This is a genomic window from Paenibacillus sp. AK121, from assembly GCF_019042715.1.
Taxonomy (GTDB): Bacteria; Bacillota; Bacilli; order Paenibacillales; family Paenibacillaceae; genus Paenibacillus; species Paenibacillus polymyxa_C.
Genome location: NZ_JAHPJM010000002.1, coordinates 54,401 through 75,189, shown reverse-complemented (window position 1 = coordinate 75,189; position 20,789 = coordinate 54,401). Strand labels below are relative to the sequence as shown.

Sequence of the window (20,789 nt, the reverse complement as noted above, 5' to 3'; positions counted from 1 at the left end):
TCTGATGCTGCATCCACCAGTACTATGAGATTTTTAATAGACTGCGTATGGTAAGCTTGACCATTTTTATTTATCGGATTTTCATTAATTAAAATTTAATATTTTTAAGTTCAAGGATCCTTTCATTGGCTAAAAGCAATACTCTTGACCTAAGAGTCCTCATTCAAAAAATCTGTAAATAAAACATAAATACATTTATCATATACAAACTATGTAATCTTCCTTCCAAGTTGGTAAGTGTATTAGGAAATTACTTTTTCACATACCAAAGGAGTCTAAAATCACTTGCGAAAGTTCAACTTTTTCGGCGTCTCTTAGAAACGGTTCAGCTTATCGTCGCTATCAGCTAAATTGCTAAAGGAGCTGCCGCCGGCAGCTCCTTGTTTTAATTCGATCTGGTGTGCGTATTGTTATTTCCTGACCTGTTTACCCACCGGAATACTCTGAGCAAAACGAAACACATTATGAGGATCGTACTTTCGTTTCACCTGCTTCAATCTGCCAAAGTTCTCGCCATAATACGCCTTGGGCCAGTTCTTAATCTGCAGATCGGGGAAATTCACATAATCCCCTTTAACAAAGGGACGCAACGCTCTGCGGAACCTTTCCACCCACTGAATATTCCGCTTCTGCTCCCCGTTGTTTCTCCAGCGGGCTGACAGTTCGTAGATTATCTCAGCCTTCCGATGAGGATAGGCCGTTGCAGTAGGCGATACTCGACTTACCGCGCTTCCTGCACCACCTAAGCTCTGACTCCACACGCTAGAATGCCGGTTGGGTGCTTTGGCTAAAAAGTCGCGTATAATTCGTACTCCTTCAGGCGGCAAAGGTTGGAATCCGTAGGCCCCGGTTATTTTAAACTTTGGTTCTAAATTCAGGTCCGATTCGGCAAAAAAATGGGTTGCTTCAATAAAAGGTACTGTCTTCACCATCACCTTCACCGGAGTGCCTGCTCGCAAGAGCGGTCTAATCAATCGACGCAGCTCCTCTGCACCGCCAAGCAATTGCCCGGTAGATACAATGGTTTCCCACCTGCTTTGCAGCCACCTCAATGGTTGAGGTTAAGCTTGGAAATTTGGAAAAGCGCCTATTGAACTCCATTCTGGCCGTATTGTATGACGGATTACCCGGAAGTACGATCCTTCCGGTTAATCGTGTACTTTTCTTTTGCAACTTTTGTGCCATTTACTTTACACCATCCCCGCTCATGACATAAGCCTTTCTCATCAGCTTATTTCTATGTAGGGACACCTGTCCTAGTAACGGCGACTGCCCAGTTTATATTGTAAAAGTAGCACAGCATTAAATTTACTACTCACGATAATTTCTTAGTTGCTTAGTTTCCTAATAAAGATCATTCAGGGTTCTAATTCAAGGTGCATCTTGGCTTCCGCCTCATCCCATGGCACCGAGTAACCCGCCCCCTTGGCGCAAAAGATGGAGGAGGAGGTATACAGTGGGTCTGCCCCTTTGCAGTAGCCCATCCGCTCTATAACTTCCTCCGTATTATGGCAGCGGTCGTAGCCGCTGAACACGCAGCGGATACTGCCTCGTCCATGCGTGAAGGATGCGAATTCGGCACTGTAGTTCATGAAAGTCGATACAGGCACCCTGCCCGTGATCACCGCTTGCGTTCCGATTGTCTGCGGCGGATTAAAAATACCTGAAGCACGCTGAATATCGGACAGCACCCTGCCCATTTCATCGATATTAACCTTGATTTTGAAATCGTAATAAGGCTCCAGCAGCACGTTGTCCGCCTTCTCCAGACCCTGCCGTAGTGCTCGAAAGGCAGCCTCACGAAAATCACCGCCATGGGTATGTTCTTTATGCGCGCGCCCCCTCAGCAGCGTAATCTTCACGTCGGTGACCGGCATGCCGGTTAGCAGTCCGTGATGCTCCCGTTCGTAGAGATGATTCCGAATCAGATTCTGATAGCTGACATTCAGTTCATCGGCATGACATCTGTTATCGAACATGATGCCGCTGCCCCTTTCTCCCGGTTCAAGCAGCAGATGCACTTCTGCATAATGCCTGAGCGGTTCGAAGTGGCCGTACCCTTTTACAGCCGATTGAATCGTTTCCTTATACAAGATTTCCGGTTGTCCAAAAGAGATAGCCAAGCCAAACCGCTCTCTAACAAGCTGCTCCAGCACTTCCAGTTGAATCAATCCCATGACGCGGATAGAAATCTCCTGCAATTTTTCATCCCAAACGACGTTTAGAGACGGCTCCTCCGCCTCCAACGTGCGAAAAACACCGAGCACCTTCTGTACATGTATCGAATTGTCGAATAATACCTTCGATTGTAACGTCGGCTCCGAATCGTAAGCTAACTTGTCTGATATCGACCCCAGGCCTTGTCCGGCCCCGGCGGCGGACAATCCGGTAACCGCAAACAAATCGCCGGCTTCTACTCGTTCCACCGGCTGCGATTTAAGTCCGTTAAACAAGAAGAGCCGCGTAATTTTTTCGTCATACTGAACCCCGCCGCTCTCGTAACTAAGCTGTCCTCTCACCTTCAGCCGACCACCCAGCGCCTTAATGAATGTGAGTCTCGCTCCACCTGCATCGTGCCGAATTTTATAAACCCGCCCCTGGAACGAAGCATTCTCATCATAAGTGGTTGTCGCCAGCAGATGCAGTTGATCCAGAAATTCAATGACGCCTGTATCCTGAAGCGCAGAGCCGTAAGCACAGGGGAAGAGAAGACCCGCCGCTATCATCCTCTGCAAAGCCTCCAGCCAGAAGCCGGAATCCTCTCTCCCCTCCAGGAATGCTTCCAGCAGGGCTTCGTCCCGCTCCGCCATGGCCTCCCGCAGCGGCTCGCCGACTATGCCGTCAGCGAAGCTCTGTGTAATGCAATATACTTCCCCCGTCAATTGCTGACGGATATCCGCCTCGGTTCTGTCTACATCCGCTCCGATCCGATCTGTCTTGTTGATAAAGAAGAACGTCGGAATCCGATGCTTGCGCAGCAGCTGCCAAACCGTCTCCGTATGACCCTGGACACCTTCAACTGCGCTTACAATCAGGATGGCATAATCAATGACCTGAATCGCCCGCTCCATCTCCGGGGAGAAATCGACGTGTCCGGGCGTGTCTATTATGTAATAGCTATCTCCCTTATATTCTATTACCGCCTGATCTGCGAACACCGTAATACCTCTTGCCCGCTCGATGTCGTGGCTATCCAGAAACGCATCCTGATGATCCACCCGCCCCCGCGACCGGATACTGTTCGTATGGTACAGCAGCTGTTCCGCAAAAGTTGTTTTGCCTGCATCCACATGGGCGAACAGGCCAATCGTTAGTCGCTTCATAGAATCCCACTTTCAACGCTTCTTGTTGATACTGCTCATTTTATTAAAGCATAGAAATCGGGAGAGTGGGTAGGAGTTGGTTTTGAGATAGGGTCTTTTTTCATAGACGGAAGATAAAAATAACGAATTGCATTTATACTGAACGATTTCTCCAGATTAAAATATAATTAATATACTATTAAAGGAAACTACCCTTCGAATCTACTCCAACTTGGAGAACTTCGCCTAACCATCATCCCCGACCTTATTATTGTTATAGTCGTCAATAATTGACATCGTTTTATTTGCCACTTCACTACCGAGTGAGGCATACAATTTCTTATCGCCAATCACATAAAATTCTTCTTTAGCTCGCGTCGCTGCAACATTCATCATATTGGGATCAGAGACAGCCCATCTTGCTGCCCCACTGCTATCAGAGTCCGCGCCAAGAACAAAGTAGACGACCTTGGCTTCTTTCCCTTGAAAAGTATGAACTGTACCAATATTCGTTGTCTTCCCGTTTTCTCGTTTTGTGAATTTAATTTCGTCTAAAACCTGAACAAGCTTATAAGCCACATTTCTAAATGGGGTGATCACATAGATTTCATCCGCTAAATCCGGATCTTCCTGCAAACGTTTATCAATCATTTTTTTCAATAAATCTATTGATTCAGGTTCCTCAGCGACTACCTCTGTAGGTCCCAGTCTACTTTTTCTCTTCTTGTAAGGTGGCTGCCCCGCCTATTAAACAGGGAATCTCAATATCATCAATGTCCATCATCTTATCTTTCTCTGCATCATAATATTCCCCGAATAAAAACAATGACTCATTTTTCCTATTCAACAAATAGGGGATAATTTTTTCACAAAATTCTGTAACACTTTTAAACATACACTCTGGAGCAATCCCCGAATCATCGATAACCAACAATTCCTTGTGTTCAATACGAGTAGGGTTGCGATTTAAATGATACAGTTGAAAAGAAGTACCCTCACGATACGCTTTATAAATTGGAACTTCTATGGTTTCGATGAAATCTCCATCCGTATAATTCAAAGTAAACTTTACGGTCATCTCTATTCTCCTTTCAACAAACCTCATCATTGTTATAGTCGTCGCTGCTTTTCAACTTCTTGGACTCAGCTTATCGAAGATTTCGTGATTCATAAAAACGATCTATCATTTGCTTTATTTTCATCGGAGTTCTCAACGAAACTTGCTTCCCATCTTCATCAAAGGTCAAATGCCCCTTAAATGCTTCTGGCATATCCTGATATTGTTTCTCGACTTGTTGATATACCTTTTCAAAACAGGAATACCCGTATTTTTTAATTAGAAGAGGAAACCCGAAAGCAGACCTTAGAAACTCATATTCATAGTAGTTATAAGGAGTAGTCTCCGGCCTCTTTATCAAGATCTTAAGAAAATGGTCCGTGACCTTTTCGATCTCTTCTTCTGGCGCATACTGTACTAATCCATGGATCGCGAGCAGCCTCATATCCAAATATCGTTCTTTTTTATAGGCTTTCTGAAAGAAATCCTTCAGTTCCAAATGTCTGCACCGGATTAAACCATACAGAATCTTATTTCGTAGGGCAATATTCTTCATTTTAAAATACAGTTGCTCTATCAAACCTACTTCATCTGTTGTTAAAAACTCATAGGCTACATCACTTATTGCGCAGATAAACTTAGGATCATTTTCGCGAAGAGGGGCATTCTTTAGGTACTTAATCGATTCCTTGTGAAGCTGTTGATTATCATTTGGCATCTCTATCATCCTTTCTTCTAAACCATATTAAGCCATTTAAAATACTACATGCCACGCATGGCCCCTTTGAAAATAGTACTCACATACACTAGAACGCGCTTTCAATCTATGAATAGGCTTAAAAATTTGGTAGAATCTTCATATGATTGCCTGAAGTCAAAGACTGTGTCGAGCGCATTGGCTTCATATTCCCGCCTGATCATGGAGAAGAATTTACAGATCATATCATTTGGGCGATAGGCTATTTATCGGCAATACTGGACGCCACCATTTTTGATGAAAGCCAACAAACGATCATTGGCTAAAACTCCTTAATCCAATAGAACAGGAGAGATCACTTTGCAGCTCTCAGATTCCACTTATTCCGCAATTAGGGCTCTATGTAAACAAGGCGATGACTTAGTGAAGGCAGGCGATCTTGATGCCGCCAAGCAAAATTATATTGTCGCCCTCCGTTTATTGCCAGAAAATCATCAAGAATGGGAGGCCGCTACTTGGATATATGTAGCTATTGGGGATATCCACTATCGTATGAAGAATTACGATAAGGCCTTCAAGTGCTTTTTTAATGCCGTACAGTGTCCGAAGGGGTTGGGTAATCCGTATATTCACCTTCGGCTGGGGCAATTATATTATAAACAGGAAAACTTTGAAAAGGCGGTTGACGAGTTAACCCGGGCTTACATGGGCGCCGGTATTGAGATTTTTATGGAAGACGACCCAAAATATCTTGAGTTTTTGGAGACAAACATAGAGATTTGAAATTTCAGGCTACGCAAAAGATGATTACGGTATTTTTAATTTTTTTACCTTAAAACCATTCCATAACATTATTTTCGAAGCTCTTTGCAAGGCGCTGTCAACTGCGGCTGGCGTCATTTCTAACGATTTCTGCAATCTGTTTGGGGTCATGAATAAAAGGACAGTTAAGGCTGGTCAATGTGCCCTAACTGTCTTTTTACTAACTAAACCAAACTGTTACTGAAAATCCACCAACTAAGTATGTTATGTTCGTTTTTAGTAAGGTTGGCGGAGGCATGGGGAGTCGCCCCCCTGTCCGAAGATTAGACAAGTTTCGCATTACTTGTGAAACGGTTCAGCGTAATGGGGTCATCGGCAAAAATGCGTTGTGATTTAGGTATTCCTTACCTACAAAGTCATGCATGAGTCCCGCAGAAATAAAACTTGATCTGATGCAATCATGCAGATTTTAAAACGTACTATATACATTTTCGCATTCAATCGCAGTCGGTTCATAAAAACAATGTTTCTTCCATCGACCTACAAACGGCTGATTATACCAAGTTGGCAGACATGGTCCGGGGTTTTCATACGATCCTGGGCGGAAGTACCATAGCGAGTATTTGGTGGCCAATTCCGTTCCCCATTCACAACCCGTTGTGCCAGACGGCGTTCTCTATCTCTTGCTCTTTGATAGTACATACCATGTTGTAGCGCTTCGAACGCATGTGGCTGGTTAATCATTTGGGGAATTGTCCGGATTCCTTTAAAATCGGAACAATTCGCTCTTATTCGGTTAATGCCAACAGCTCCAACAAGGAGCATGCCCATTTCGCCTTCGGCCTCAGCCTCAGCTCGAAGCAACCTTGCCAACATATCGATATCCTGTTGCCTGGATTTTACGACTGCCATTTGCTCACCTCATTTGATTTCTAGACTCATCATATTTTAGGTTAAGCGGATGTGTTACTCTGGCTAAATAAATAGAAAACGATATTAAACAGCCATTTCACTGAATCTTAGCCCATTAGTTGAGTAAAGTGGTAAAATTTCCCTCGAAGTATGTGATATGGTTCTCAGCTTTGTCGGTAACGGCAAGTTTGTAAATTCTTAAATATAAAACTCTTTATCGAAGCCCCATGAAACTTGCCGCTACTTATGATACGGTTCACCGTATCAGTTTTTAGGGTAAACTCGAATGAATCGGATGCCCCGCAACAATAGAATACAACGCTTCATGCAGGCACGCGATGTCACTTTTGCGTGTCTGCTTAGTGTGTCTAAGAACCAATGAGCGTGATATACTAAGAGTATTATTTAGACCTCTACACAGGCAACAGGGGTGACTAATACTGGATACATTGGAGTTTCTCAAACTCGATGCCGTAACCCGTCGAGTGCATGAGGACAGACAGAAGTATCTGCATGACAGAGCTTCTTTGATTGAAGGAACGTTAGCCGAAGCCCAAGCTCGCGGCGAGAAACGCAAAGCCGTCCAGATGGCCCTTGAGCTTCTCGAGCTTGGAGTGGACACATCTATCGTAATCAAAGCATCGGGGATGACCAGGCTGAATTGGTTGCTCTCAGAGAGCAAAACTGAATTTGCCGGATGAAGAGTCAGTCTCTTCTTACTATATTTAAGAACGTGAGGTAATCCTTATATGAAGATCAGTGTGTATGCTGTCGGCGACAAGATGGAAAAATTCTATCTTGAGGCCATTAAAGAATATGAGAAGCGACTGAGCCGCTACTGTAACATTAAGCTCGCTCACCTGAAGAAGGCAAGCGATTTGCAAAAGAAGTTGAACACCAGCACATTTGTTATAGCCATCACAACTTCGGGGAAGAGCACCTCCTCGGAAGAACTGGCGGTTAAGCTCAATCAAAACGCATTGTCCAGCGTCTCTGACATCTCCATTGTTATCGGTGCCTATCCACCTGAATATAATGAAACTCTGACACTGAGTCAGATGGAGATGGACTTCGGGTTGCAGACAACCGTTCTATTTGAGCAAATTTATCGGGCATATCGGATCATCAATAATCATCCATACCATAAATAGAAGTCACCTCCTACGTTTTCTGCAGAAGGTAACTTCTATTACATGCTTATCTCTAGTAATAATTCGACAACAAGATCTTCAAACGCCTCGTTTATCTGACTAATTAAAGAGTGCCCCTCAATAGGTATACTTCTATAATCATGCACCAACAGGTTCCTTACACTATAAAGTGCATCCGAAGCATTTTTCTTTGAATCTCGTCCAACGATGTTCAATAACTGGTTGCTATATTCCATCACAACTTCCTTTGATCTAAACGAGCGAGTATAGCTATTGAACAATTTATTAATTCTCTTTTGCTCTTTCGCTAAATCACCGAGCTCCTCTTTCAATCTAAACAATTTATTTGACTGTGCAGTTATTTCTTCAACCAAATCAATAATTTCTTTGTTAAAAATTTTTTCAATTAATAGTTCAACTGCCTGATATAATAAATAAAATTTAACCAAGTGATGCTTTTCATTAATTAAAAGTTCTTGAAAAAGATGTATCAAGAAACTTTCATTTTTAACGTGTTCAGAGACGCTTTGAATATACAATTTCTGCCCATCACAATTAATAACCGGTTTTCCGTAGTTCCCTGCCATTGCATATAATCCTTGATTATACAAAGAAGGATAGTAATGTTTTATATCAAAATCGGTAATCGCATTTATATTTTCATTACATACGATAAGTACAAAACTATCCTGAGGATAAAAATCAAATAAAGACAAAATTTTATTGTCTTTATTTGAAGTCATTCCTTTTGTATCACAATCGCTTTGATCGGCAAGTAACTTTTGAAATGCAACAAAAGCGTAGCGTAGAAAATGAATGTTCTCACTGTAATCGTGTTCCTGTGAGATCAGTGCCTGTATTGGAAAAACCCAACCGATTCTCTTTTTTAATTCAAGTTCATATACTTGATAGATATTATTCTCAATATAGTCGTTATTATAAAAGATATAAATACTATAGTCTTCCGCGGCATATGATTGATCTGGACTCAAAATATAATCAACTAAATAATTGTACTCCATCTCTTTCGTGTGTGAGTTGAATTTAAGGTTAAAACTATTTTGTTCGGGATCAAAGTTAACATCAGATAAAAATAAAATCTCATCTTGATCAGTTTTAATTTGTAGTGCCATCCCTTACTCCGATTGACTACGATATTTTTGATACCCATTTTCTACAGCTCTTTCAAAACTCAAATATGAATCTCCATCAGAATTAAACAGCTCTCTAAAAAAATATTGAAAGTACATCCTTTGCGAATTCCCTATTTTCTTAGAGTTACCTCTGATATTATCTAATCTGGAAAGAAGCATTATTAGCCAGTGAGTAGGATCATCGCCACATTCCAGTTTTCTGATAATATAGTTTACTTGGTCAAATGAGTTAATAATACCGAAGTCCTTGAGTTTTCCTATCGCCGCACCGTAGCCTGTAAGTGCCTGAGATTTATTGAAGATCTTGTACGCTTGCTTACCAAACGGTTGCCCGCTTAGTATTATATCATCTTCATCCACATCCAATTCCCAATGTTCAGAAAGATTATCTATTTGGATTACAAAGTGGTTATACGATTCCACGAAATCCCTAAACACATCTCTTTGCTGATTTTCTTCTGATAGCTTCTCTAACCCCTTTATGTTATTGAGTAATTCAAACCTATCAATAGGCAATTCATTTCTTTCTAAATATGAGTTGAACCCGTCAATAACATCTTTGAATTTGTATATACCAATTTCATTAACTGCTTGATCTTCAACTTCTCTAACTAAACGTATACCGTTTAAATCATGGTCCATATAATTTTTATATAGAATCTCAATCTGATGCCTTATCGACATAGGAGTTTGTCCTGTATTTAAAGTCAACATTCTATATAAAATTCCGAATTTATTGATGCCTAAATATAATTCTATTCTCAACTTATTTGAATAGAAATGCTCTAATTGTTGATGAGTTCCATCCCTTGCCAATTCATTTTCAGCCTCAAGAATAGTATTAGTTCTTTGCAAACCATCTAATATTACCAAGCTTTCAAGATGTGTATTAATGTATTTAATAATTTCTTCATTAGATAATTCATTAAAGTTAATTTTTGTCTCATCTCCATTAGTGCCAAGAGCTAGTACAATAGGTGGAATTACACATCCTCTTTTCAGATCATTTCTTAAAAGAGAATATACAGTATTGGATGACTTTACCCTGCGTCTTTGTAAATCATTGTTCTCGATAATCTTTCTGGCTATCTTCAAATACCTTTCATATGTCATTTCAATGAATATGTTTTCTGCATCTATTCTTATATCAGTTATTCTTGAAGTGATCTCCATTCTTTTTCCCCCTCAGTTAGAAGAATTTTGACGCTCCTTGGCCAATTGAATAAACGAGCCCAAGTCTATAAGCCAACTCTGCTGAGCAGGGCGGTAAGTATCATGCAACCGCTTTGGCAGTATCAATTGAAGATGGTTCGCCTGCATTTCATCAGTCTGGTTTTCACTGATACCGGGCTCCAGAGTGAAAAGGTGCTTGTTGTTAATGCGGTTTGCTTCAGCAAGTACCTGACGCCATCTATCCTTGCAAGTAGACTTGACGCCTAGCATTGTCAATCTTGATTCCGGGAAGGTCAGATCATGGTAATTACTGATATGAGGGAACAAAAAATCTGGCTTCGACTTGTTCTCGGTCATCTGTGTTCGGGAATATGTAAGATTGTGAGCCTTGAAGATTTCCTCCAGATGATTTTCCAATGCGTAGCCAACACGCGACTTTCTGCGATTATGAACGCTAAGAGAAAACTGTATAAAGCCTTCCACATCGGTAGTACCCTCGCCGCGAAACCCTTCTTCCAGACGTTTTGATACAAAGTGACGTTCCAACCGTTTAAACAGCTTCTCCTCTTGCTCAATCCACTTGAGCAAAGTTTCATCCGGCTCCTCATAGGGTGAAACATTCCTGAGCGACTTTCTCGCCAAATCCGAAAAAACAGCAGTTCGAGGGAAGCCACCATCAAAATAAGGTTCAAGAATACCATCCAGAAAACTGCCGTCAGGGTCAGCGACCTCTATACCCATTTCTTCAAGGATGTATCTTACAGCATAATCCACTTCGGGGTTATGTCCATTCTCAATGGACTGGAAATTGAAGTCAAAGTCTATCTGATCGACTCCAAACAACCAGAGAATCTGGTTCTCCAGAGTGCTACCAGAGGGCACCAATACCATAAAAATCTCCCCGTTAGACCGCTTGGCTACAATGAGCATATCTCCAGCCATCGCCTGATCCATAACATCATTGGTTTTAAAGTACAATCTGTATTCTGAACGTGTCGGATGAGCCTCGCGGGAATCATACCATGTAATATTACTCTCACATGAGAATCCTTCGTTCTCACCAGCAAGCCAGAGGAAACGGGCATCATAAGAAATTCTTTCCCGTCCAAAAAGTGTTTTTAATGGTCTGCTTCCATTAAACTCATGCTGATGAGAAACAGCGGTGCTGGTCTCTACTGCACTAAGACGTTTGATTGCAATACCTTCAAAATACTGAGATAAAAAACCCTTTTTCATTTGCAACATCCTCACACATGATGATTTCTAGCATTGCCCACCAATCTCTATAGATGTCATATCCGTTGTTTGTAGCCACTGGGCACATAGTTCTATTACTTCTTCTCTGTTGATCTTGTATTTTCCTTTTAATGCACATTCCCAGACAATGCCCGTTCTCCAACCCATCTCCTGAAGCAGGATAATATTTTTCTTGTCCGCTTCCATGTTACGTTCAATTTTGGTGTGCCAGAATTCCTCATTGGAGGACGGCCACTTGAATAAATGACAGGAATGCCCGTGCCAGAAGCAACCGTGAGCAAAAATGACCGCCTTGTACCGGGGAAAAACCATATCAGGTTTTCCCGGCAAATTGCGGTCATGAAGACGGTATCTGAATCCAAGCCCGTGTAGACCCTTGCGAAGAATCATTTCGGGCTTGGTGTCCTTTCCCTTAATCCCGGCCATCATTTTGCTTCGTTTTTCAGGGGGTACGATATCAGCCATAAGCCGCCGCCGTTTCCAGCAACAATTCAAACTGGTTGTCATCCCCGGCAGTTCTGATTGCTTTAAAGATGTATGGAAGCATGTGAGAGGCTACAGCCTCAACAACAGGCACAGCTACCGAATTGCCGAATTGCTTGTAGGCTTGTGTATCGGATACTGGTATCTGGAACGGGTCTCCTGGTTTATCAAATCCCATCAATCTTGCACATTCGCGTGGGGTTAAACGCCGCGGGTTCTTGCCTTCCTGCCTTATAAGAATTTCCGAACCGTCTTTATAATAGCGGGCCGACAAGGTACGGGCTACATCGTCAGGACCAAAGAGGCCGTATCCAAAACCGTTTCCCTTGGCACGATGTTTTTCAGCGTAGCCTTGCAGATACTCCCATAGCCTGTCACTCAAAGTATATTTGTCAGCCACCTTGGCATCCGTCCCCTCAGTGTAGGGCAATTCCTCATCCTCGGAACCATCCTGCGAATGAAGTATCGAACCAAGTTTCGGTCCTGAGGAAGGGCACTTCAAATCATTAAGGGAAAATCCCACATCACTTCTGAAGCCCACAATAAAAATACGCTCCCGATGTTGAGGAACAAAATGCTTGGCATCTATCACCCGATAATCCACATGATAACCAAGTTCCTCTTGCAAAGTACGAAGAATAACCCTGAAAGTATTGCCTTTGTCATGACTCACCAAATTTTTAACGTTCTCAAGCAAAAATGCCTTCGGTCTGTGACGTTCAATCATTTGTGCGACATCAAAGAAAAGAGTTCCCTGTGTCGCATCATGGAAGCCATGAGGACGACCAAGTGAATTCTTCTTGGATACACCGGCAATAGAAAACGGCTGGCACGGAAATCCTGCAACCAATACGTCGTAGGCAGGCATCTCATCCAGATTCACATCACGAATATCACCGTTTACAGGATGGTCACAGGTATAATTGGCCTGATATGTCTTTCTGCAAGCCGAGTCCCACTCGCTGGTGAAAACACATCTTCCACCAATGGACTCAAAAGCCCTTCGCAAGCCGCCGATGCCCGCAAACAGATCAATAAATCTAAAGTTATATTCACCAGCTTGCTGTTGCCCGGAACGAACATTGTAAATACTCTTCAACTCCCTGAGCAATGCTTCCTCAGGGGTAGACTCTCCGTTTTCCCAGCGATATATAGTCCGCTCGCTCTTTCCAAATAATTCTGCAAGTTGTTTTACAGAATATCCTGTTTTCTCCCTTATATTGGCAAATTCAGTATCCTTAAAGACTTTCATGTAATGGCCTCCCTGTCAAAAATATTCCCAGGGGGAACGTTTTTGACATAAGAATACCACGAACAAACATTCTTTCGCAAATTTAATTTTCTCGCAGAAGGATTAACATATATTCACTAGGAAGATATCATAGCAACCCCCCCATACAAATCATCTAATTTATGGTATAATTGTCTAATATAGTATAATCAACAAAAGATTGATGCTACCTACTATCAAAATTCCACTTTTATCATGAGGTTGGTTGAATGGATTTCTTATCTCTTTATTTTAAAGGTTACAAACAGGAAAAATCACTCAGGACGAAGGAAGATTAACTTGGTATGACGCAAGAGAATTTAATACGTATAGAACCAAATATAGATTGTATTATACGAGTCTATTGTAACGAATTCCGCTAAGGAAAATGACTTGATGGTTCTAAGTTTAAGAAGTGATGGTGCGGTATTAGTTGTTATGCCCATAAAGAAAGTGACTTCTATGAGAAGCTAAATTCCTGTTTGGAATCAGTGGCATCAGCAAAGAATACAGATGAGTTAATTTGGATAGTAAAGAAATTAATCCAAACGATATTGATACCCTTTCGAAGATAGGAATGTCAGTAAACTGAGTCTTAACTGGGAAACCTCACTTAATTAGGGCTACGTCTCGGTATTATTGTGGTTTTCTTCAAGGTACCCGTCAAATGTAGCAGCAAAAAGCCTTGCTTCGGCTCCTCATTCAGGGTATTTACATATCCAAGGACAAGCCTTCCTGAGGAGAAAGCTGCCGCATATAGCGGATTATTCTGACTTCGATTTTGCTATCGCTCCATGGCGACACGGCAGAGCTTGTAGAACGCATGGCGAAATACTCTGAAATACATTGCTCCGATTCATTCATCTACCTTGGATTATATGAAGAACTTGATAGAGTCCCTGTCTATTTCACCCTTAAAGGCGATACGGTTCCCCCCGATTAATCTTCACCGCTCGGTAAATCTGTTCCACCAGCACCAATCGCATCAGCTGATGTGGCAAGGTCATCCTTCCGAAGCTGAGCTTCTGCTGGGCGCGGCGGAGGACTTCGTCAGAGAGTCCATGGCTTCCGCCAATGACGAAGACAACATGGCTTGTACCGTAGGTGCCGAGCTTGTCCAGTTCCTCTGCAAGTTCTTCCGAGCTCCAGAGTTTGCCGTCGATGGCGAGAACAATCACGTGTGCTTCACTTTTCACATGAGCAAGGATACGCTCACCCTCTCGCTCCTTGACCTGTCGGACTTCCGCCTCGCTCAGTGTATCAGGAGCCTTTTCATCGGCTACCTCAATCATTTGGAACTTGATGTATGGCCCTAGCCGTTTGGCATATTCCTGAATGCCCATGACCAAATACTTCTCTTTTAACTTGCCAACACCTATAAGTTGAATAAACAAATTCCATACCCCTATCTATGTCGAATGATAATGTAAAATCGCATTTACGATCCTAACATGAAAAAATACCTTTAACATAGTTATTTTAGCACCTGCAACGTCTCTTACCTATCTATTTCCTCTCCACTACGAGCCTATTCCCTGTTCAGATTATAGCGGATCATTCATTTACGCCCTCTACAATGAAATGCCTATCCATTTCATATTCATCAACACACTGCATTAGCATCTGTCGATATTGGCTGATTTGTTCCGCTGTCGCTGACTCCCGTAATGATTCGAACAATGCCGTACATCTCTTGAAATTACGATCGTTACCCGACTGATCAGCTAGTTGCATCGCCTGCAAAGTAAGCCCCACTGCATCCTGTAATCTATCGTACTTCCGATAGTACAAAGCCAAGTGATAGCAGTAGCTATAATAGTAAGATACGTTCTCCGCGTCTTCATAACTCCCGAATTCATCAATCTGCTCTGCAAACGTATGTAAAATATCTGCCACATCCAAATGATACATAAGCGCTGCCTGTAATATGGTATTGAGCCCCGGTAATATTTCCTCTAGATTATCCTGCAAAAAGGCTACATATTCCTCGATCAGCTCTATATTTCCAGATAAAATATCTACTGCATATAAATTAGTTTTGGCTAAAAACCTGAATTCCTCGACAACCTGATTGTCTTCTTCCTCTAAATCCTCCATCCACCCTAGCTCAGCATACTTATAGATGCACTCCCTTGCCTGCTCATATGCACCCTGGTGCTGGTGAGCCATTCCACACATCAGGTGACTGAGCCCAAAATAATATACCAACGGACGTTCTAAATTGACATGCGGGATGGGTAATTTCATTGCTTTATGATACTGCCGTTCTTCGTAGATACGCTGGACACGGCTATATAAAATGCCAGATGTAGTCTTTACCTGAGTCCAGTTTTCGAAGGAATAAGCCATTTTTAACAGTTGTACGATCACATCTGGTTTGAGTGATTTAAGAATGTCCTCCTGCAAAAATATTACCTCCTCTAGTATATCCTCTTTATCGATTTAGAGTTGCCAACCACTCGTGAGGAGTGACTAAACAGACTAATTATACTACTTAAAAAGCGTAATATAAACCATTTTTACTATATATTTTGACCTGACTTTTACACTTCATCTTCCATAAGCTTGTTATGAGGTGGTAATATGGCTGAATTACGCAAGCAAATCGGTACAAGAATCCGGGCTATTCGAAATGCAAAGGGACTTACACAGCAAAAGCTAGCTGACATCGCAAGCTTGGACTATAGATATATTGGTGCATTAGAAAGAGGAGAAAGGAACTTTTCGATTGATACCTTGGAGAAGGTGTTAACCGCCTTAAACGTGTCTATCAGTGAATTAATGTTTTCCGAAGAACATATGACTGCAGGCGAAATGATTCGGCAAGAAGCGATAGATGAGTTTGTTGCGCTCACCAGCAGATTAAATAAAGAACAAATCGGGATTCTTAGACGTGTTAGTAAAGAAATTTCACGCGCATTCGACTAGGTCATTCCACCCTAAAAAGTCTTAAATAAAACCAAAAAGAGCACCCCACAGGTGCCCTCAAACCTTTTTATATAAAAAACTTAAGCATATAACATAAAAAAGCTCACTTCATGTCCCAGTTGCTTCAAATAATTATAGATCTGGGAACGGTGATGGAACACATGGGTCACAGTCTCAATCTGCCATTGAACCTGTAGATGCCCATGCTCCATATAAAAGGCCTTCGTCGAACGATTCAGATAATCGTCTTCGCTAAGCGAAAGAATGTAAGCCTTATATGCCTCAAAATTCTCCCTAAAAGTCGTAGCCAAGCGCTCGGGATCTTCCACCCCGGACAGGCTGGTTTCAATGCTTCCCACTTCTGCCTCGGACTTCTCCTGCATAATCGCAAGATCCGAAGCTGGAATAAGCACAAAGTGGTGCACTAACTCCAGCAGCGAGCGGAAATTGTCCTGTGGGCGAAAGCTCCAATCCTCTGGACGTATTTTACGAATCAAAGCTTCCCCTGTCCGTACTCCAGTCTCCAACTCATTCAGCAGATGATCGCGAACTTGCAGTGTTCCACTCATATTCTCATCTCTCCTTTGCCATTCTTCTTCCTATTTTGAGTATAGCCGAGGGTTCCGAACGTGTATTGTAAAAATCGGACAACTTCCGAAAGTCCTTAGCCGCAGTAAGCGGGGAAGCTCCATAAAATCTGCGAAAATCACGGATTAGATGCGCTTGGTCAAAAAAGTTATGCTTCAATGCCAACTCCATCGAATCAACAGAATCACCATTCTGAATACTGTGCAGAACGCTCTGGAAGCGGACGACTTCACTGAACTTTTTGGGGCTAATCCCGATCCATTGCCCAAATTTGCGGTTGAGCTGTCTTTCACTGATTGCCTCACGCTCCGCGAGCTCCTTAACCCCCACACTTCCGCCGCTCACAAAGATGCGATGCAGCAGATTTTTCATCAGGTCACAATCGCTTGTCCTACGACGCAGTAGAAGCTGGTTGAGATACTGATCCATTATGCGCACCCGTTCATTAAAGTCTCGTGCCTCCAAAATGCGCTCACCTATGATCTCGACATTCTCGGGCCATATCTCTTCCAAGCGATAATTACCGCCTGTAAACAAATGAGTCGGCATGCCGTGAAAATAGTGTGCTCCACCGGGGAAAAATCGCACTGCAAAAATACGTGTCCCGGACCCTGCTTGTCTGGTAGACACGAACGGATTCGTAAATGTCCCACAGTATGAGAGTTCCTGACGCTTACTCACCGGGTCGTATTCTAATAGAATATCCGTACAACCATCAGGTAATACCCGGTCCACTGCCTCTTCTTCCTCCAGCCAGCCTAATGAAGCTTCGCCTCTATCCGATACTGCCATATTCCGTTCAGAAACTTCTCTGGTAGCCGGACCCGACTCCCAATAGCAGGCTACGTATGCCCTCAGCGCAGCAGTCGGCTTTTGCTCAATATAATATGTATAGGGATCACTTCCATTGACTTGAAGCGGACGAAACAGTGAATGCAGCAAAGGGTCCATCCAACGTTCACTCCTGTCTCAGTACGTGGTGGGGATATATACAAAAAGGACGTTTCTGCCCGAAACGCCCGTGCTTGTTTTTTAGACGACCAAAAACTCTGCTTTCTTCTCACATTCCTTGCACTTCACTGGAGGGTCCCAATCCGAAAATTTCGTTTCTTTGAGATCGACGACATCCGGTGCATCCTCGTATTCATCGACGAACATATCAATTGCCAGTTCCACATGCTCTTTACATACCACGTACATTCCAGTTGCATCCCTTTCCGTTTGAAGCTCTTCCTGTTGTAGGTGTGTCAAAACCGCCTTCTTTTGTTCTACCACACTTGACGCGGAAAGGAAAGGGCTTGCCCACTATCCCTGACGTTTGGTCTTAAAAATGAGAAAATTACTGACGTTCAGGTCTTCACGGAAATGGGGATATTTCTCCAACATGTCAGCAGACGGCTTCGGTTCGACCATCCCATCCAACAACAAACCCGACTCCACAATGGTCTGTACATAGCTGCCCAGCGTACGGTGAAAATACAAAAGCTTTTCCTCCTGATCATAAGGAATGGCTTGCTCCAATGGGCCTTCATTGAAATATTGATCCACTTTCCAATACAGCTTTTTCCCTGTCTCATCCTTCACCCATCCACTCTGCGGCGTCAGAAAGCACGGATGCAGAATAGAAAAAATAAAGCGGCCTCCTGGAACTAATAATCGCCGCATTTCGGCAATCGCCTGCTCATAATGAGCCAAGTCCTGTATGACCATATTGGACACGATCAGATCAAAGCTCTGGTCCCCGAACATCTCCAGCTTCTCCAGATTGCCATGGTGATATGTAATTCCCAACGTTGACGGCGTTCGCTCTTTGGCTAGCCTCAGCATCTCTGTCGAGTAATCGACAGCCTCTACCAAAGCACCCGCCTTGGCCATTTTCCGGCTCAGATAACCTTCGCCACAGCCGGCATCCAGCACCTTTTTGCCTGCGATCAGTCCCATACACTCTTGCAAAGCAGGATTTAGCAGCACTTCACGAGACCGATCCCCTTCTTCAGTGTACTTAGCAGTAAAATTTTCTGCATGCATATTCCAGCGTCGAATGGCCTCTTCGGTGTTCCATGTCCCCATATTTAGCTCCATCTCCCTTCCGTACTCATTAGCCCTTTGCGAATCCATCTTTCGCGTAGGGTCATAGATTCTACACTCATTTCTGTATTTTTTCAATAATAACGCTTACAATTGTAAAATAACTAATTCACACATGATTTTTACTTGAATTATGCAGGTATTCCATATTTCATTAGTATGATAGTGTTTTATTAGAAAGCGCTTTCAAAAATAACTTTGTAAAGGGGCCTGTTATGTTAAAACGAAGACCCATTTCATTGCTGTCGTTGACGCTTGCCATCACCCTATTGTTATCCACGTTCGCATCCGTTGCCGCTGCTGCTGAAACGGACGAACAAGCACAACCAGCTGCTGCAACAAGCAATATGCAGTCATACGTGGAAGCCATGCAGCCTGGATGGAATTTAGGAAATTCGCTGGATGCTGTCGGGGCGGATGAGACCGCCTGGGGTAATCCGCGCATTACCCAAGCTTTGATCCAGCAAATTGCTGCCCAAGGGTACAAAAGTATTCGGATTCCCGTCACCTGGGATAAGCATATTGGAGCCGCACCCCATTATACCGTTGAATCTGCTTACATGAACCGTGTGGAAGAGGTTGTTCGCTGGGCACTGGATGCCAATCTGTACGTCATGATCAATGTCCATCATGATTCATGGACGTGGGTAAGCAGTATGGAGCCCAAGCATGATGAAGTGTTAGCACGCTATAACGCATTATGGACACAAATTGCCGACCGCTTTAAAAATCAGCCCAACAAGTTGATGTTTGAAAGTATTAACGAACCCCGTTTCTCCGAAGGAGGGACTACGGATGAAACGAAAATGAATCAGATGCTCCAAGAACTGAACGTATCCTTTCACAAAATTGTCCGCGCCTCTGGCGGTAAGAATGCCACTCGTCCCCTTGTTCTGCCTGGATTAGATACTTCACCTGCTCAGGTCAAAATCAACGAACTGTATAACACGATAACCAAGCTGAACGATCCCAACCTGATTGCAACCGTTCACTATTATGGCTTCTGGCCTTTCAGTGTGAACATTGCCGGGAATACAACATTTGATAAAGCTTCCCAAAACGATATTGTTCAAACCTTTGATAATGTCTATAACACCTTTGTAGCCAAGGGAATCCCGGTTATTGTCGGTGAATATGGCCTGCTCGGTTTTGATAAACATACAGGTGTTATTGAACAGGGTGAAAAGCTGAAGTTTTTTGAATTTTTGACTTATTACATGAAAGAGAAGAAAGTAACAGGCATGCTCTGGGATAACGGCCAGCATTTGAATCGGAGCACTTACAAGTGGTCTGATCATGAACTCTTTAATGTCATTAAGGCCAGCCTGAAAGGACGTTCCTCCAATGCAGCTAGTGATCTCATTCACTTGAAGAAAGGCTCTTCTGTTCAGGATACCAAGATCACTCTAAATCTGAACGGCAACCAGTTGAAATCGCTCAATGCCAACAGCAAGCAGCTGAAACAGGGCACCGACTATACGCTGAGTGGAGATACATTAACCTTCAAAGCCAGCTTGCTCACCAGCCTAATTACTTCCGGTAAATATGGTGAGAATGCCGTTATTACCGCCAAGTTTAATAAGGGGGCAGATTGGAATTTTAGAGTCGTCGTGTATGATACACCGAAATTAAGTGCTGTCCAAGGGACTACACAAGCCTTTACCATTCCAACAGACTTCCGTGGTAGCCAGCTTGCGACGATGGAAGCCGTGTATACGAATGGTGGCAATGCCGGTCCACAGGATTGGACACCTTATAAAGAGTTTGGCAATACTTTTGCCCCTGCCTATGATACGAATGGCATCAAGCTGTTGCCTGAATTTTTCAACAGTGTGAAGGATGGTGAAGTCACGTTGAAGTTCCACTTCTGGAGCGGCGATGTAGTGACATACAAAATCACCAAGAGCGGAACCCGCGTGACGGGTACGACATCTTAATCCAAGGCACTGCAGAAATCAAAAAAAGGC

General features: G+C 43.0%; 21 protein-coding genes and 2 pseudogenes. 6 read left to right on the top strand and 17 right to left on the bottom strand.

Annotated features, from left to right (window positions below; all coding sequences use genetic code 11):
* Positions 1-410: 410 nt before the first annotated feature.
* The 5 genes and pseudogenes from KSP24_RS03610 to KSP24_RS03590 form a co-directional block, all read right to left on the bottom strand.
* A pseudogene (locus tag KSP24_RS03610) lies at positions 411-1,065 on the bottom strand (BBE domain-containing protein); the annotation flags it as partial.
* Between the two features lie 293 nt (positions 1,066-1,358).
* Complete coding sequence (locus KSP24_RS03605) at positions 1,359-3,323, bottom strand: elongation factor G (protein ID WP_216974493.1); 1,965 nt, start codon at positions 3,321-3,323, stop codon at positions 1,359-1,361.
* 225 nt (positions 3,324-3,548) lie between these two features.
* Positions 3,549-3,962 (bottom strand): AAA domain-containing protein, encoded by a 414-nt coding sequence (locus KSP24_RS03600; RefSeq protein ID WP_302054333.1) that lies wholly within the window; start codon positions 3,960-3,962, stop codon positions 3,549-3,551.
* Positions 3,963-4,011: 49 nt separating this feature from the next.
* Positions 4,012-4,380 (bottom strand): hypothetical protein, encoded by a 369-nt coding sequence (locus KSP24_RS03595; protein ID WP_216974492.1) that lies wholly within the window; start codon positions 4,378-4,380, stop codon positions 4,012-4,014.
* A gap of 70 nt (positions 4,381-4,450) precedes the next feature.
* Positions 4,451-5,077, bottom strand: coding sequence for a hypothetical protein (locus tag KSP24_RS03590; RefSeq protein WP_216974491.1), 627 nt, complete (start codon positions 5,075-5,077; stop codon positions 4,451-4,453).
* 146 nt (positions 5,078-5,223) lie between these two features.
* Here KSP24_RS03590 and KSP24_RS03585 point away from each other — a divergent pair, with 146 nt between their 5' ends.
* Both KSP24_RS03585 and KSP24_RS03580 read left to right on the top strand, forming a co-directional pair.
* Positions 5,224-5,382 (top strand): hypothetical protein, encoded by a 159-nt coding sequence (locus KSP24_RS03585; RefSeq protein WP_196232753.1) that lies wholly within the window; start codon positions 5,224-5,226, stop codon positions 5,380-5,382.
* 34 nt (positions 5,383-5,416) lie between these two features.
* On the top strand, positions 5,417-5,839 hold the full coding sequence (locus tag KSP24_RS03580; protein WP_216974490.1) for a tetratricopeptide repeat protein: 423 nt from the start codon (positions 5,417-5,419) through the stop codon (positions 5,837-5,839).
* Between the two features lie 448 nt (positions 5,840-6,287).
* Here the strand turns inward: KSP24_RS03580 and KSP24_RS03575 are convergent.
* A pseudogene (locus KSP24_RS03575) lies at positions 6,288-6,730 on the bottom strand (cell wall hydrolase).
* A 449-nt stretch (positions 6,731-7,179) separates the two neighbouring features.
* Between KSP24_RS03575 and KSP24_RS03570 the strand changes: the two are divergent.
* Positions 7,180-7,431, top strand: a complete 252-nt coding sequence (locus tag KSP24_RS03570; protein ID WP_254207588.1) for a hypothetical protein — start codon at positions 7,180-7,182, stop codon at positions 7,429-7,431.
* 48 nt (positions 7,432-7,479) lie between these two features.
* Entirely contained in the window at positions 7,480-7,881 is a 402-nt protein-coding gene (locus KSP24_RS03565) for a 23S rRNA (pseudouridine(1915)-N(3))-methyltransferase RlmH (protein ID WP_216974489.1), read from the top strand.
* Between the two features lie 38 nt (positions 7,882-7,919).
* Here the strand turns inward: KSP24_RS03565 and KSP24_RS03560 are convergent, their stop codons facing one another.
* The 7 genes from KSP24_RS03560 to KSP24_RS03530 all read right to left on the bottom strand — a co-directional run bounded on the left by KSP24_RS03560 (position 7,920) and on the right by KSP24_RS03530 (position 15,624).
* Complete coding sequence (locus tag KSP24_RS03560) at positions 7,920-9,014, bottom strand: hypothetical protein (RefSeq protein ID WP_216974488.1); 1,095 nt, start codon at positions 9,012-9,014, stop codon at positions 7,920-7,922.
* A gap of 3 nt (positions 9,015-9,017) precedes the next feature.
* Positions 9,018-10,208 carry a hypothetical protein gene (locus KSP24_RS03555; RefSeq protein ID WP_216974487.1) on the bottom strand — a complete coding sequence of 397 codons (1,191 nt, stop codon included), beginning with the start codon at positions 10,206-10,208 and terminating at the stop codon, positions 9,018-9,020.
* 12 nt (positions 10,209-10,220) lie between these two features.
* A complete protein-coding gene (locus KSP24_RS03550; protein WP_216974486.1) occupies positions 10,221-11,444 on the bottom strand; it encodes a type II restriction endonuclease in 1,224 nt (407 codons plus the stop codon).
* A 27-nt stretch (positions 11,445-11,471) separates the two neighbouring features.
* Positions 11,472-11,930, bottom strand: a complete 459-nt coding sequence (locus KSP24_RS03545) for a very short patch repair endonuclease (RefSeq protein WP_216974485.1) — start codon at positions 11,928-11,930, stop codon at positions 11,472-11,474.
* Positions 11,923-13,200, bottom strand: a complete 1,278-nt coding sequence (gene dcm, locus KSP24_RS03540) for a DNA (cytosine-5-)-methyltransferase (protein WP_216974484.1) — start codon at positions 13,198-13,200, stop codon at positions 11,923-11,925. The genes KSP24_RS03545 and dcm overlap by 8 nt, the downstream gene beginning before the upstream one ends.
* 932 nt (positions 13,201-14,132) lie before the next feature.
* Positions 14,133-14,612: a 23S rRNA (pseudouridine(1915)-N(3))-methyltransferase RlmH gene (gene rlmH / locus KSP24_RS03535; protein WP_216974483.1), complete on the bottom strand. Its 480-nt coding sequence runs from the start codon at positions 14,610-14,612 to the stop codon at positions 14,133-14,135.
* Positions 14,613-14,772: 160 nt separating this feature from the next.
* Positions 14,773-15,624, bottom strand: coding sequence for a DNA-binding protein (locus tag KSP24_RS03530; RefSeq protein WP_216974482.1), 852 nt, complete (start codon positions 15,622-15,624; stop codon positions 14,773-14,775).
* Between the two features lie 177 nt (positions 15,625-15,801).
* Between KSP24_RS03530 and KSP24_RS03525 the strand changes: the two genes are divergently transcribed.
* The gene (locus KSP24_RS03525; protein WP_216974481.1) at positions 15,802-16,146 is read left to right on the top strand and encodes a helix-turn-helix domain-containing protein; all 345 of its coding nucleotides are present in this window, start codon (positions 15,802-15,804) and stop codon (positions 16,144-16,146) included.
* 80 nt (positions 16,147-16,226) lie between these two features.
* Here KSP24_RS03525 and KSP24_RS03520 read toward each other — a convergent pair whose 3' ends face one another.
* The 4 genes from KSP24_RS03520 to KSP24_RS03505 all read right to left on the bottom strand — a co-directional run bounded on the left by KSP24_RS03520 (position 16,227) and on the right by KSP24_RS03505 (position 18,804).
* The gene (locus KSP24_RS03520) at positions 16,227-16,715 is read right to left on the bottom strand and encodes a DinB family protein (RefSeq protein ID WP_216974480.1); all 489 of its coding nucleotides are present in this window, start codon (positions 16,713-16,715) and stop codon (positions 16,227-16,229) included.
* A gap of 4 nt (positions 16,716-16,719) precedes the next feature.
* Complete coding sequence (locus KSP24_RS03515) at positions 16,720-17,685, bottom strand: helix-turn-helix domain-containing protein (protein WP_216974479.1); 966 nt, start codon at positions 17,683-17,685, stop codon at positions 16,720-16,722.
* An 81-nt stretch (positions 17,686-17,766) separates the two neighbouring features.
* A complete protein-coding gene (locus KSP24_RS03510; protein WP_013373879.1) occupies positions 17,767-17,934 on the bottom strand; it encodes a CxxH/CxxC protein in 168 nt (55 codons plus the stop codon).
* A 105-nt stretch (positions 17,935-18,039) separates the two neighbouring features.
* On the bottom strand, positions 18,040-18,804 hold the full coding sequence (locus KSP24_RS03505; RefSeq protein WP_216974478.1) for a class I SAM-dependent methyltransferase: 765 nt from the start codon (positions 18,802-18,804) through the stop codon (positions 18,040-18,042).
* 233 nt (positions 18,805-19,037) lie between these two features.
* Here KSP24_RS03505 and KSP24_RS03500 point away from each other — a divergent pair, with 233 nt between their 5' ends.
* On the top strand, positions 19,038-20,759 hold the full coding sequence (locus KSP24_RS03500; protein ID WP_216974477.1) for a cellulase family glycosylhydrolase: 1,722 nt from the start codon (positions 19,038-19,040) through the stop codon (positions 20,757-20,759).
* Positions 20,760-20,789: the final 30 nt, after the last annotated feature.